Here is a 13,076-nt window from a genome sequence, read left to right on the forward strand (position 1 = left end):
CATCCGATACGAAGCTATTGAGCCGCGTGGGCTAAACATGTACTTCAGGCGATTGCGGCCATTCGATCTTGGCTGGGAACCCCGCTTGATTTTCGATGCGGTTCAGATCGATGCGGTAGTTCTTCCAGAGCGTCAACCGGGCGATTTCATCTTCTGTGGCTCGGTTGAGGTCTACCGCGTCTTGCAGCGGGGCAATGCGCAGAGCTGCTATTGCCAAAAAGTTATCGCGAGAGGTGTAAGCCAACGTCGCGTGGTCCGGCGCCACTGGGGTAACGAAAGTCACATAACGTAAATCATCGTCTTCAACCTCGATCAGCCCTTGCACCCCGCTTTCGGGGTCTTGGGCGCCTGCAAAAGCTGACACTACAACGTCATCAATGATTTGTAGATACTTCATATCCTGTACCCCGAGATGGCAACTTTGTAGGTAGCCGTGCCACTACCCGTAATGGAGGTGCTCGCAGCAAATTGCCTGCTCGCGTTCAGTGATAACCCAGTGAAAGGGCATGCTGCGGTGCCGGTCGCAACCACCCCGGCAGTTAGAATTGCCAGCCCCGCCATGCCCGGAGCATCACCATCTGTGAGCAACAAAGCCAATTGCGAAGCAGCGGTACATGTCGCCTCCAAGGTGCCACTCATTGACACGGCGTTGAATGGAACCAAAGCCCCAGCGCTCACAAGGATGTTCGTAACGATAGCGTTCGTCGTGTACACGTAAAAACTGCCGATATGCACATCTCTACCGCGCACTGTAACGGGACTGAATTGTGAGGCTGCGTTAGTGGGGACTACGGTCAACAGGCAAGAAGTTGTATACCCTGGCGGCATGTTCGCACCACCGTAGAGCTCGCCAATTTTAGTGTTGCTCGCGTTTACAGCCAGCAGCCCAGAGACATTCATCGTAGGGTCATGAATAGCGTAAATACCCACAAATCCATTGGCGGGAGCGCTGCCGACATCCATACCGCCAACGCCGACAGTCGCGATATTTATTGACTTACTGAAGCTGGACAGTTTGTAGCTCTTACCCCCAAGCGCGGTCGCTAGGATTAACTCGCTCGCAGTGTATGTCGAGGTCACAGACGGAGAGGCGACAAGCATTTTCCCGTCCCGGACGCTCCCCACTATAGGTCCATTTATCGAGAGTCTTTGCACTTGATCTGCTAGTGCAGCGATATCAATACTCCCTTGGTTGATCGGAGCGTTCCAGGCTTTGATGCACCACATCACTGCCAGGTTTCGCGGGCGTGTTTCCGTCGACGTTCTAGCCACCCTAGAGGCATCAAAAGACAAAGAGCTTGCCTGTTTATCTACAACCGGACCATCAGCGACTGCGCTCGCGGTACGCTCAACAAGTGTGAACGCGCCACTGGCAGAAATACCTTCACCGAGGAACTGAAAAGCTGGGCCAGGATTCGATTCCAGCCGCCCCGAGATGTTTTGCAGCGCATCGAGTTGCAATGCTCCAAGCGTGCGATTTGCATCAACGCCTCGTCCGTGATCCCATCCACGAAAGAACTCGCCACGCGACTCAGGTAACCGGGTATAGCCTGCCGCATCGCCGGCCACGTTGAATTTCTTCGCCAAGTACGCCGCAAGATCGGGATAGACGTCGTCCTTGAACAAGCTGTTATCGACTTCTAGATAACCGGCCGGAACAACCCCCACTGGAAACGGAACCATCACCCCAACCGGCAGTGCCGACGCCTGGGCAATCATCGCCTCAATTTCAGCCTTCGAATACGTTGCTTGCTTCAGACGATCCATCACCCAAGCCCGAGTCGCCTTCACCACCGTGTCGTCAATCAACAACGTCACGATGGAGGCATTACTCGTCTCAAAAATCGAGCGGATATAAAACTCCTTCCCCGACCCCGATGTCGCCAACACCGGCTTATACGACTCGGGATATTTCACGATGGCGTACAAAATCCCGGTATCGGTCCACAGCCCAGCTTCCCGCACATACCAGCCGCCCACATCCGAAGGGATGGTGACTTCAGCCATCAGCCAGTGGGTGTTCTTTTCATCTTGAAACAAGGCGTTCAACGGCCCGCGCCAAACTTCGCGTTTCAGCGCTTTTGCGCTGGCATCAGGGTTATAGACAGCGCCGTTGCCGTCGCCGACGGAGATCTGCGCCAGTTTGATCGGCACGCCGGCCGCCTTGCAGGCGGTTTCGTAGGCGATCCCCGCGTCGGTGAGCAGGGTGTAATAGTCAGCCATTTAGTGCTCCTGTGGATAAAGGGTGGTGGTTTCGACGGTGTAGAGGCCGGCCGCTATAAAGGCGCGCCCCGAGGCCTCGACCCCTGCCAGCACGTTGGGATAGATCGTGGTGAGTTCGCCGCACAGCGTGGCGGCGCCGATGCTGTGGCGACCGGAGGCGCTCAGGCCCACGGAGATCGACAGGATGTCGCGCTCGCTTTTGGCGTCGGCCAAGCGGCGGTCGAGTCGGGCGTCGATGGTTTCGCTGTAGGGCAATTCGGTCCAGGCGCGTACGGCAAAGCTGTAGGGCACGCCGGGCGTTTTTTGCTCGTACCAGGCGCGCACTTCGGGGCTGAGTTGCAAGCCCTTGGCGGCGTTTTCCAGGGCTTGGCGGGTGCCGGCCTGCCGGGCTGTAGGCCAAGCGAGTTTGACGGTCAGGCGCTTCTCGGCCTCGGGGGCCGTGGTGCTCCACTCGTTCACCGCGCGGTCCGCTGCCAGGTAGGGCAAGAACGCCGCCGGTGTGTGATCCGGGTCCATCAGTTGAGGGAAAGGTGGCGTCACCCGTTCCAGCAAATAGCCGAAGCCCAGGTCCAACGCCTTTTCCAGCGGTGAGCTGTTGACAGGCAACAGGCTCGCTTTGGGTTCACTCATAGCGTACGCACCTCCACCTCGACGCCCGTGCAGTACGGAGCCTGGAATGCCGAGCTGATGATCGGCTCCAACGGTTCGAGGATCTGCAGTTGCGCGGCGCCGGCGCTGTGGATGGCGTAGTCGATCCAGCTTGGGTCGACGCGGCCTTCCAGCCGATGGCAGGAGTCGGCGTAAGTTTGCAGCAGTTTCTGTGCAGCCAGTTGGGTCAGCCCCGAGTCAGGACCGGCGTTGATCTTGGCGACCACACGAATTTTATAGCGCTGGATCTGTGCCCCCTGCACGGTGACCAAGTCGGTTTCCGGCCTTACGTCGGGCCGTGCGAAATGTCGTCGTACGCCATCAAGCAAATCGGCAGACGCGGTCCCATCACCTTTCCTTGAAAGCACAGTGACCATCACCTCGCCGGGGGCGGTGCGTCGAGCGTTGCCGTCCTTGACCTGCGCCGCGTAGCCGTCCGGGTCAAAGGTGTAGCTGACGGTCACCACGCCCGGCGTGGCGCTTTGTACCCTCACCGATGGCCGCTCGCCCAGGGTGAACACCTCGCGGCGATACTGCATTCGCGAACCCGCCGCCGGGGCGTGGGGCGCCAGGTAGTAACGCAATCGGGCGTCGTCGTCGCTTTCCAGAATCGGTGGTATCGGCGGAAAAGCGGCCGGGTCGCCGGGGTCGAGGACCTGGCGCTCCAGGCCCATATCGGCCAGGCGTGCATCCAGGTTGCCGCCGGTAGCCCACCACGCCAGCATCTGCTTGATGCGCGCGTTGTACTTGCGCTCGTGGGTTTGCAGGCGCACGCAAAATGCTTCCAGGGCCAGGGTCAGCAGTTCGCTTTCATTGTCGAGGCTGACCTTGAGTTTGGCTGCGCTTTGCGGTGCGCGGGTGGCGACGTAATCGACGACGAAGGCCTTGAACTCGGCCAACAACGGTTCGAACTCATCGACCGCGATGATGGCCGGTTCCGCCAGTTGGTTCTGGCCAGGGATCAACATGCTCATGTCACGACCTCGAAGGATTGCTGGCGGTTTTTCCAGGTACCGGCAAAACGCAACAACAGACCGGCGCCCTGGCGGGTGGCGACGATGACCTGGGGCTGAAAGTCGGCGATGCCGTTCTGGGTGTTATAGAAGGCCTGGGCAGCGTGGCTTTGGGCGAGAATCAGCAGGTCGTCACCGAGGTTCTGCCCGAGCAGTTGCGGGATCAACGAGCCGTACAGCGGGCGTTTCTGGCGAGTACCCACGGGGGTGGTCAGCGCTCGGGTGGCGCGCTGCACGAATTGCAGCCAGTCGTCGACGGCTGCCCCGGTGTTCCTATCGATTCCGATCATGGCAAATCCTTATGCACTGCTGATCACACGGCCCTGGTGGTCCACCACCGGGCCGCTCAAATGAACGCCGGCGGCATCCAGCAACACGCCGCTGGCGCCGAGTTGCAGGGTGATGCCCTGGGCGTCAAGGGTCAGGCTGGCGGCACCTACGTTCACGACAATCTGCTCGCGGGAGCCGCTAACCGTGGTGGGGCCGTTGACCCAATTGAAGGTGTGGCTGGCGTCGTCGTAGTCACTTTGAGTGCCGTCCTGATAGCGACGCCGCGTCAACGAAGCGACGTCGGACACGGGCGGAAAGAGACTGCTGTTGAGGCCGAACAAGGCCACAGACTGCGCGCCCCCTTCCCCGCCGCCGTAATTGAGCAGCAGGCATTGTTCGCCCACCGAGGGGATACGGGTTTCGGTCTGCGCCCCGGCGCTGGGGTTGAAAAACTTGATCGCCGGACTGAGTAAGTCCCCGTGGCTGATCGTGCAGGTATTGCTGGCGGCGTCGACCTCCTGGCACACGCCGATTCGGCAGAAGCTTTCTGCGCGTCGATAGAGATCTTCAAGCTGGGCTTCCATTTCGGCCAGGCGCTCGACGATCGGACCCAGTTGCATGCGTAGCAATGCATCGAACATGGGCTACTCCTGCAACGGGCGGTATTGATCGGGATCGTCGATGTTCGTGACTTCCCAGGTGCAGGCAAACAGCGGCTTGCCCGTAGGATCTTCGAGCAGCGATGGCCCGAGATAGAGGTTTTGGGTGAAGGAAACAGTCCAAGTGTCATAGTCCGTTTCCGCACTGGTGAGCACGGAAGGTGCCGCGACAATCGCAGTGGGCAGGTCGCATTGTTCGGGCGGCAGGCCCCAGCGGTTATCCAGGGCCAGGTCCATCAGTTGGCTGGCCAGGTCGCAGGCATCAAACGGTGCCGAGCCGCCGGCGACCATGACCTTGAGTGAAACCGACAAGGCGTGCGCCTTGCGTCCTGCAAGCGAGCGAATGCCAGGGCCGTTGCGATCCACGCTGATCAAAATGCCCGTTTTATCGCCCGCTCCAGAAAAGTCATGATGATTACCAACCCGAAGCTGTGGGAACGCACTCTTCAGCGCATCCCCAATCGCCACGGGCAGTTGGGAAGGTTTTTCGAGAGGTGTCATCTGCTTGCATCCTTGCAGCGGTTACTGCTGATCCGGGCGAGAGGTCGGGGCCTGGTTGACCCCGATGCGCTTGGCTGCCCAGCGTTCATAAAGGCCGATGGCCACGTCCGCGCCGGCCATGGCGGTGAGGCAACCAATGGCGCCGGCGGTCCAGATCGACATGCCGGCGGCGTAACACAGCATCAAGGCCGAGACCCCGCAGACCATGCACGCCCCGGACCGCAACGCCAGGCGCCGTACCAGCGACCAACCGCGGGCGCCCTCCTTGTCGGCGCGCCACATTTCTCCGGAGACCCCGCCGATCAGGGCCAGTACGATCACCAGCCAGATAGGCATTTCCGCTAACGCTTGCTGCTCGTTTGTCATGTCACGCCTCCTGGCTGAGCACTACCGGCGCGGGGCCGGCTCTTGGGTAAATCCATATTGTAGGTAGGCATTCCAAAAAGCCCGGTTGCCCGGGCTTTTCAGTAATGCGGTCCATATTCGATCTTTCGGCGCTACTGGCGCGGTACGGATCTTTCCTCGATGTTTTTCCGACCACGATCCCTGTCTGCCGGATAACTGCTTCTGGTGCTTTACGCTGCACACCCGGGTCAGTTGCCAACCCTCTGAACCGTTATGAGGCCGGTTCATCGCTGCCTGTTCTTGAAGCGGTAAAACTAAAGAGCGTCGGCATCCTTGCCGGTGTTGCCTGGCCTCCCTGCCATCGCTCAGATGGCGTCCTTGCCGGTGTTGCGTGCCTTCCTTGTCTTTCCTGGCAGCATCCTTGCCGCCTCCACCAAGCCTTGTTTGGCTGGCTTGGATGAAGAATAAGCATGTATGCATATACAGTCAATGCATAAATGCATTTATTTTTACCGCATAAATGCACACATGCATTTTTAGCCTCGTGGGCCGAGGGTTTGGCGATTTTCTGCAGACGAAAAAAAGCCCGCTCGTTGGCGGGCTTTGTCTTACGCAAGAAGGTTAACGGGCGTACATGCCCCACCAGAACACATGGCCCAGGATGCTGATCTGCTCATCCTGGATATCCTGGAAGCTATAGTCCTCATCCGGGTGCTCGTCGCGGTTGAAACTGCGCAGGCGAATCCCGGAAGGCAGGCGATAGAGCTGTTTCACGCGCAATTGGCCGTTGTGATTGATGGCATACAAGTCACCATCGACGATATCGCCAATGCCGCTTTTACCCGCATTCACCCCGACCGTCGCACCGTCGCGCAGCACCGGCAACATGCTGTTGCCGCGCACGGTCACGCACTTGGCCTGGTCGAACTGCACACCGTTATGCCGCAGGCTGCGCTTGCCGAACCGCAGGCTGGCCTTCTCGCTTTCCTCGATGACGAATCTTCCTGATCCAGCAGCCAATTCAACCTCGCGCAGAAAAGGGATCGACACCTCGTCATCATTAACGGGCGTGTCGTCGTCCCACAGGCTTATGTCCTTGAGTTCCGAATGCATCGGGTCACGCACGTCATCGCGCAAAGCGCCCATGGCCGCGCGCCCGCGCAGGTAATCGGTGCTGACGCGGAAGTACTCGGCGATACGGGAAATGTGCTTGTCCGACGGATCAACGATCTTGCCGCTGAGGATCCGAGAGAGTGTGGATTGAGGCACGCCAGTACGCCGGTGAAGCTCCGTGGGGGAGATCCGGTCGCGGTCCAGCAGTTCTCTTAAGACGATAGAAACGTTGCGTTTTTGCATAACGGGGATAGTGACGGGAGTTTTTTGGCTTGGCAAATGCTAATTTGCATTTTTTGTGCATACTACCACGCACTATGACCACCAAAATCTGCGCCCACGCATCCCGCGCCGAGTACGCCCGGCGTATGAACCGCGTACTCAACTACATCGATGCCCACCTGGACACCCCCTTGGAGGGTGCCCGGTTGGCCGATATCGCCAACTTTTCGCGCTTCCATTTTCATCGGATTTTCGCGGCGTGGATGGGCGAGACCTTGGGCAGCTACGTCCGGCGGCGGCGACTGGAGAAGGCAGCGTTCCGCCTGTCCTGCGGCAGCCATGAAAGCGTGCTTGAAACGGCATTGGCCAGCGGTTTCAACTCGGGCGAAGCATTCGCACGGGCCTTCAAACTCCAGTTTGGCTGCACGCCATCCGAGTGGCGCGCCAACACGCCACAGCGGCTGGCAGCGCAGGCGGCTGCCATCGGGCCGCGGCCGGGTCCGCAGGAGAGCAATCCCGATCAGGTCTTCGGCAATGCCCATCAGGCACATGAGCGTACGTTCGACGACGCTGGGTTCTCTTCTCCTTCAGTGAAAGAGCCCACCATGGACGTACGCATTATTGATTTACCCAAGGTACGCGTTGCCTACCAACGCCTGATCGGCCCCTACGGCCCCGCAATCGGTCACTTCTGGCGCGGGACCATGGCGCCGTGGATGCACTCCAACGGCCTCGGCGGTGAACGGTGTTACGGCATAGGGTATGACGATCCTTCGATCACACCTCCAACTAAGTGCCGCTATGACGCCTGCGTTGAAGTGCCAGCCTCTTTTGTGACCAGCGCCCAAGCAGATATCCAGACCCTGCCGGGCGGCCGCTATGCCGTAGCGCGCTTCAAAGGGAAAACAGACAAAATAGCCGATGCCTGGATGTGGCTGACGCGTGAATGGATGCCCTCCAGCGGTCTGCAATGCGATGACCGGCCATGTTTCGAGAGGTTCTTTGCGGCGACCGCAACCGACTCTGACACCGGTGAATTCACCTGCGACATTTGCATCCCCGTGCGTGCGCTGTAATACAAAGGCATGGCAGATACAGGCGGCGCGCTTATTTGCAGTTAAGTAAATGCGCCGCCCCCTTTTGCGTTTTACCTATCCGTTTGTGACCTGCGAAGCGCCGACCTCGCGTGTTAACCTTGCGCCCATTGCAAAATCGCAGGGCGGAATGCCCCACATTTGCCCCACTCCTTTCAACGAATTTGCCTACGACCCAATGAGTAAAACCACTTCAGACCTGTCCTCCCACACCCCGATGATGCAGCAGTACTGGCGCCTCAAGAACCAGCACCCTGATCAGTTGATGTTCTACCGCATGGGCGACTTCTACGAGATCTTCTACGAAGACGCGAAGAAGGCCGCCAAGCTGCTGGACATCACCCTGACCGCGCGCGGGCAGTCGGCGGGGCAGTCGATTCCGATGTGTGGGATTCCTTACCATTCGTTGGAAGGTTACCTGGTCAAGCTGGTGAAGCTGGGCGAGTCGGTGGTGATCTGTGAGCAGATCGGCGACCCGGCAACTAGCAAGGGGCCGGTTGAACGCCAGGTGGTGCGCATTATTACGCCGGGGACGGTGAGTGATGAGGCGCTGCTGGATGAGCGTCGCGATAACCTGATTGCCGCCGTGTTGGGCGATGAGCGTCTGTTTGGCCTGTCGGTGCTGGATATCACCAGCGGCAACTTCAGTGTGCTGGAGATCAAGGGCTGGGAGAACCTGCTGGCGGAACTGGAGCGCATCAATCCGGTAGAGCTATTGATCCCGGATGATTGGCCGAAGGATCTGCCGGCAGAAAAACGTCGTGGGGCCAAGCGCCGTGCGCCGTGGGATTTCGAGCGTGATTCGGCGCTGAAAAGTCTGTGCCAGCAGTTCTCGGTGCAGGACCTTAAAGGCTTCGGGTGCGAAACCCTGACCCTGGCCATCGGCGCCGCCGGTTGCCTGCTTGGCTACGCCAAGGAAACCCAGCGCACCGCCCTGCCGCACTTGCGCAGCCTGCGTCATGAGCGTCTGGACGATACCGTGGTGCTCGATGGCGCCAGCCGTCGCAACCTGGAGCTGGATACCAACCTGGCCGGTGGTCGCGATAACACCCTGCAATCGGTGGTCGATCGTTGCCAGACGGCTATGGGCAGTCGCCTGCTGACCCGCTGGTTGAACCGTCCGCTGCGGGACCTGACAGTATTGCAAGCGCGCCAGACTTCCATTACCTGCCTGCTGGACGGCTATCGCTTTGAAAAGCTGCAGCCACAGCTGAAGGAAATCGGCGATATCGAGCGCATCCTGGCACGGATCGGCCTGCGTAACGCACGGCCCCGCGACCTGGCACGCCTGCGCGATGCCCTCGGCGCCCTGCCGCAACTGCAAGTGGCGATGACCGAGCTGGATACGCCGCACCTGCAACAACTCGCCGTCACAGCCGGGACCTACCCGGAACTGGCGGCCTTGCTGGAAAAAGCGATCATCGACAACCCGCCGGCGATCATCCGTGACGGCGGCGTACTCAAGACCGGTTACGATAGCGAACTGGATGAACTGCAGTCCCTGAGCGAAAACGCCGGGCAGTTCCTGATCGACCTGGAAGCCCGCGAAAAAGCCCGCACCGGCCTGGCCAACCTGAAAGTCGGCTACAACCGTGTGCATGGCTACTTTATTGAGTTGCCCAGCAAGCAGGCCGAATCGGCGCCGATCGACTATCAACGTCGCCAGACCCTCAAAGGTGCCGAACGGTTCATCACCCCGGAGCTCAAAGAATTCGAAGACAAGGCGCTGTCGGCCAAGAGCCGCGCCCTGGCTCGAGAGAAGATGCTCTATGAGAACTTGCTGGAAGACTTGATCAGCCAATTGGCGCCGCTGCAAGACACTGCCGCCGCGCTGGCCGAACTGGATGTGCTGAGTAACCTGGCCGAACGTGCGCTGAACCTTGACCTGAACTGCCCGCGTTTTGTCAGCGAGCCATGCATGCGCATCGTGCAAGGTCGTCACCCGGTTGTAGAACAGGTGCTGACCACGCCGTTCGTCGCCAACGACCTGTCGCTGGACGACGATACCCGCATGTTGGTCATCACCGGTCCGAACATGGGCGGTAAATCCACCTACATGCGGCAGACCGCTTTGATCGTGCTGCTGGCGCATATCGGCAGCTTTGTGCCGGCGGCCAGTTGCGAACTGTCCCTGGTGGACCGCATTTTCACCCGGATCGGCTCCAGCGATGACCTGGCCGGTGGGCGCTCGACCTTTATGGTGGAGATGAGCGAGACCGCCAACATCCTGCACAATGCCACCGAACGCAGCCTGGTGCTGATGGACGAAGTAGGTCGCGGCACCAGCACCTTCGACGGCTTGTCCCTGGCCTGGGCGGCAGCCGAACGCCTGGCGCACCTGCGTGCCTACACGCTGTTTGCCACGCACTATTTCGAGCTGACGGTGTTGCCGGAAAGCGAGCCGCTGGTAGCCAACGTGCACCTGAACGCCACCGAGCACAACGAGCGTATCGTGTTCCTGCACCACGTGCTGCCAGGGCCCGCCAGCCAGAGCTACGGCCTGGCCGTAGCGCAACTGGCGGGGGTTCCGAACGATGTGATCACCCGCGCTCGCGAGCACCTCCGCCGCCTGGAAACCACGGCCCTGCCGCATGAGACGGTGGTCGCCAGCCCAGCCAAAGCCGCCAGCAAACCGGCTGCGCCGCACCAGAGCGACATGTTTGCCAGCCTGCCCCATCCGGTGCTGGATGAATTGGCTAAGCTTGACTTGGATGGCTTGACGCCGCGAAAAGCGCTCGAAATGTTATATGCACTGCAAGTTCGGATATAACGCAGACGCTTGCAAGCTGGTAGACTCTCGCGCGGTTTGGGATGCTGGAGGCTTTTAGCCTGGCCTGCAGACTATCGCTCCCGAACCTCGCGAGCCCTGCCACAAAGGGTTTCGCTGCCGCCGCCTGAGGAGAATATTAGAAATGACCTTCGTCGTTACCGACAACTGCATCAAGTGCAAGTACACCGACTGCGTCGAAGTGTGTCCGGTGGACTGCTTCTACGAAGGCCCGAACTTCCTGGTTATCCACCCGGATGAGTGCATCGATTGCGCCCTGTGTGAACCTGAATGCCCGGCCGTCGCTATTTTCTCCGAGGATGAAGTCCCGGCGGAGATGCAGGAATTCATTCAGTTGAACGTCGAGCTGGCGGAAATCTGGCCAAACATCACTGAACGCAAAGACCCGATGCCGGACGCAGCGGAGTGGGATGGCAAAAAAGGTAAGATTGCAGACCTCGAACGCTGATAGCGTCGCCCCCCTCCAAAAGGCCCCTTGCGGGCCTTTTTGCGTTTCTGGACGACCGGTTTCACTTTCCTGCAGGCAAAAAAAAGGGGCGGTATGACCCGCCCACATTTTTTCCCTAGTCCCTGTATTCCTTTTCATCATCCTGATGAATCGCATCCTGCGACGTTCCTTCAACCATCGTTCCTTGATGGCTGTGCCAATCCGTGGACACAGGGCTGATCTTAAAGAGTTCCAAAGGAAGTTCAACGGGATCCAACCCATGAACTGACATGCAAACGTCCTGAACACGGAATAATTAATTGTTAAATTTCAATTGGTTATAAAAAACTCTCGAAGAAAACGGACGTCCATGGAAGGAAAAAACCCCAAACACTTACGAAAAAGTAAGCAAATGCTTACACGACCAGCTGTGCAATTGCGAAACAAACGCACCTTGACCGTCTTCCAGGCATGAAAAAGCCCCGACACCGTCGAGGCTTTTTCCCTTCAAACGCCTCAGTCGTCGCTGACGGTGATGGTCGGCATGGCAGGCGTGGCGGCTTCCTGCAGGACGATCCGCGCACCGACATGACGCGCCAGCTCCTGATAGATCATGGCGATCTGGCTGTCCGGTTCAGCCACAACGGTAGGCTTGCCACCATCCGCCTGCTCGCGGATGAGCATCGACAGCGGCAAGGAGGCCAACAGTTCCACGCCGTACTGAGTGGCCAGCTTCTCGCCGCCGCCTTCGCCGAACAGATGCTCGGCATGGCCACAGTTGGAGCAGATGTGAACCGCCATGTTCTCCACCACACCCAGCACCGGGATGTTGACCTTGCGGAACATTTCCACACCTTTCTTGGCGTCGAGCAAGGCCAGGTCCTGAGGCGTAGTGACAATCACCGAGCCGGCCACCGGGACTTTCTGCGCCAGGGTCAGCTGGATGTCGCCGGTGCCTGGCGGCATATCGATCACCAGGTAGTCCAGGTCGCCCCAGGCGGTCTGGGTGACCAGTTGCAGCAAAGCGCCTGAGACCATCGGGCCGCGCCAGACCATGGGCGTGTTGTCATCGGTGAGGAAGGCCATGGACATCACTTCCACGCCCAGGGACTCGATCGGCACGAACCACTTCTGGTCCTTGACCTTCGGCCGTGTGCCTTCGGCGATGCCGAACATCACGCCCTGGCTCGGCCCATAGATATCCGCATCAAGAATCCCCACGCGCGCGCCTTCGCGAGCCAGGGCCAGGGCCAGGTTGGCCGCCGTGGTGGATTTACCCACGCCGCCCTTGCCGGACGCCACAGCCACTACGTTCTTGACGTTGGCCAGGCCAGGGATCTGTGCCTGGGCCTTGTGCGCGGCGATCACGCATCGGATGTCGACCTTGGCCGACCGCACGCCGTCGAGACCTTCAATGGCCATTTGCAGCATCTGTGCCCAACCGCTCTTGAACAGACCGGCTGCATAGCCCAGCTCCAATTGGACCGACACCTGGTCGCCCTGGACGTCGATGGCGCGTACACAGCCGGCACTGACCGGGTCCTGGTTCAAATAAGGGTCGGTGTACTGGCGAAGCACGGCTTCCACCGCTGCGCGATTGACGGCGCTCATGGGCTACTCCCGAAAAAGACTGAGTGAAACAGGCGGCTATCCTAACCGTTCCAGCGGCGTTACGGCATGCTTTCGCAGGTTGGGAAGATTCTGAAACAGCGCCACGGGGTGAAATATATTTCGCGGCGCTTTATAGTGGCCGACCTCCGTTTCATCAAGTAG

At 59.5% G+C, this 13,076-nt stretch carries 13 protein-coding genes; 3 read left to right on the forward strand and 10 right to left on the reverse strand.

From position 1 onward, the window contains the following. Positions 1 to 31 precede the first annotated feature (31 nt). The 9 genes from NL123_RS24460 to NL123_RS24500 all read right to left on the reverse strand — a co-directional run bounded on the left by NL123_RS24460 (position 32) and on the right by NL123_RS24500 (position 7,015). Positions 32 to 397 carry a tail fiber assembly protein gene (locus NL123_RS24460; protein WP_494356527.1) on the reverse strand — a complete coding sequence of 122 codons (366 nt, stop codon included), beginning with the start codon at positions 395 to 397 and terminating at the stop codon, positions 32 to 34. Beyond that, positions 394 to 2,223 carry a phage tail-collar fiber domain-containing protein gene (locus NL123_RS24465; protein ID WP_494356528.1) on the reverse strand — a complete coding sequence of 610 codons (1,830 nt, stop codon included), beginning with the start codon at positions 2,221 to 2,223 and terminating at the stop codon, positions 394 to 396. Before NL123_RS24465 ends, NL123_RS24460 begins: the two co-directional genes overlap by 4 nt. Further along, positions 2,224 to 2,853, reverse strand: coding sequence for a phage tail protein I (locus tag NL123_RS24470; RefSeq protein ID WP_494356529.1), 630 nt, complete (start codon positions 2,851 to 2,853; stop codon positions 2,224 to 2,226). Continuing rightward, positions 2,850 to 3,845: a baseplate J/gp47 family protein gene (locus NL123_RS24475; protein WP_494356530.1), complete on the reverse strand. Its 996-nt coding sequence runs from the start codon at positions 3,843 to 3,845 to the stop codon at positions 2,850 to 2,852. The genes NL123_RS24470 and NL123_RS24475 overlap by 4 nt, the downstream gene beginning before the upstream one ends. Next, positions 3,842 to 4,174, reverse strand: coding sequence for a phage baseplate protein (locus NL123_RS24480; RefSeq protein WP_248486530.1), 333 nt, complete (start codon positions 4,172 to 4,174; stop codon positions 3,842 to 3,844). The genes NL123_RS24475 and NL123_RS24480 overlap by 4 nt, the downstream gene beginning before the upstream one ends. 9 nt (positions 4,175 to 4,183) lie before the next feature. Further along, positions 4,184 to 4,795, reverse strand: a complete 612-nt coding sequence (locus tag NL123_RS24485; protein WP_248486528.1) for a phage baseplate assembly protein V — start codon at positions 4,793 to 4,795, stop codon at positions 4,184 to 4,186. Between the two features lie 3 nt (positions 4,796 to 4,798). Continuing rightward, positions 4,799 to 5,314, reverse strand: coding sequence for a hypothetical protein (locus NL123_RS24490; protein WP_248486526.1), 516 nt, complete (start codon positions 5,312 to 5,314; stop codon positions 4,799 to 4,801). A gap of 21 nt (positions 5,315 to 5,335) precedes the next feature. Continuing rightward, the gene (locus NL123_RS24495; RefSeq protein WP_058423767.1) at positions 5,336 to 5,680 is read right to left on the reverse strand and encodes a phage holin family protein; all 345 of its coding nucleotides are present in this window, start codon (positions 5,678 to 5,680) and stop codon (positions 5,336 to 5,338) included. Between the two features lie 600 nt (positions 5,681 to 6,280). Further along, positions 6,281 to 7,015, reverse strand: a complete 735-nt coding sequence (locus tag NL123_RS24500; protein WP_248486525.1) for a LexA family transcriptional regulator — start codon at positions 7,013 to 7,015, stop codon at positions 6,281 to 6,283. A gap of 125 nt (positions 7,016 to 7,140) precedes the next feature. Between NL123_RS24500 and NL123_RS24505 the strand changes: the two genes are divergently transcribed. The 3 genes from NL123_RS24505 (at position 7,141) to fdxA (ending at position 11,324) form a co-directional block, all read left to right on the forward strand. Beyond that, positions 7,141 to 8,070 carry an AraC family transcriptional regulator gene (locus NL123_RS24505; protein ID WP_494356531.1) on the forward strand — a complete coding sequence of 310 codons (930 nt, stop codon included), beginning with the start codon at positions 7,141 to 7,143 and terminating at the stop codon, positions 8,068 to 8,070. 196 nt (positions 8,071 to 8,266) lie between these two features. Next, entirely contained in the window at positions 8,267 to 10,858 is a 2,592-nt protein-coding gene (gene mutS, locus NL123_RS24510; protein ID WP_248486523.1) for a DNA mismatch repair protein MutS, read from the forward strand. Positions 10,859 to 11,000: 142 nt separating this feature from the next. Then, entirely contained in the window at positions 11,001 to 11,324 is a 324-nt protein-coding gene (gene fdxA / locus NL123_RS24515; protein WP_003208688.1) for a ferredoxin FdxA, read from the forward strand. Between the two features lie 495 nt (positions 11,325 to 11,819). On the opposite strand, the gene apbC is transcribed toward fdxA, so the two are convergent. Further along, on the reverse strand, positions 11,820 to 12,914 hold the full coding sequence (apbC, locus tag NL123_RS24520) for an iron-sulfur cluster carrier protein ApbC (protein WP_058423771.1): 1,095 nt from the start codon (positions 12,912 to 12,914) through the stop codon (positions 11,820 to 11,822). Positions 12,915 to 13,076 lie beyond the last annotated feature (162 nt).

This window comes from Pseudomonas sp. FBCC-B1565 (assembly GCF_059133265.1).

Excerpts from the sequence above, each read along its gene's own strand:
- apbC (WP_058423771.1), bottom strand. The coding sequence starts at position 12,914 with ATGAGCGCCGTCAATCGCGCAGCGGTGGAAGCCGTGCTTCGCCAGTAC.
- NL123_RS24485 (WP_248486528.1), bottom strand. The coding sequence starts at position 4,795 with ATGTTCGATGCATTGCTACGCATGCAACTGGGTCCGATCGTCGAGCGC.
- mutS (WP_248486523.1), top strand. The coding sequence starts at position 8,267 with ATGAGTAAAACCACTTCAGACCTGTCCTCCCACACCCCGATGATGCAG.
- NL123_RS24505 (WP_494356531.1), top strand. The coding sequence starts at position 7,141 with ATGAACCGCGTACTCAACTACATCGATGCCCACCTGGACACCCCCTTG.
- NL123_RS24500 (WP_248486525.1), bottom strand. The coding sequence starts at position 7,015 with ATGCAAAAACGCAACGTTTCTATCGTCTTAAGAGAACTGCTGGACCGC.
- NL123_RS24475 (WP_494356530.1), bottom strand. The coding sequence starts at position 3,845 with ATGAGCATGTTGATCCCTGGCCAGAACCAACTGGCGGAACCGGCCATC.
- NL123_RS24480 (WP_248486530.1), bottom strand. The coding sequence starts at position 4,174 with ATGATCGGAATCGATAGGAACACCGGGGCAGCCGTCGACGACTGGCTG.
- NL123_RS24470 (WP_494356529.1), bottom strand. The coding sequence starts at position 2,853 with ATGAGTGAACCCAAAGCGAGCCTGTTGCCTGTCAACAGCTCACCGCTG.
- NL123_RS24460 (WP_494356527.1), bottom strand. The coding sequence starts at position 397 with ATGAAGTATCTACAAATCATTGATGACGTTGTAGTGTCAGCTTTTGCA.
- NL123_RS24490 (WP_248486526.1), bottom strand. The coding sequence starts at position 5,314 with ATGACACCTCTCGAAAAACCTTCCCAACTGCCCGTGGCGATTGGGGAT.
- fdxA (WP_003208688.1), top strand. The coding sequence starts at position 11,001 with ATGACCTTCGTCGTTACCGACAACTGCATCAAGTGCAAGTACACCGAC.
- NL123_RS24495 (WP_058423767.1), bottom strand. The coding sequence starts at position 5,680 with ATGACAAACGAGCAGCAAGCGTTAGCGGAAATGCCTATCTGGCTGGTG.
- NL123_RS24465 (WP_494356528.1), bottom strand. The coding sequence starts at position 2,223 with ATGGCTGACTATTACACCCTGCTCACCGACGCGGGGATCGCCTACGAA.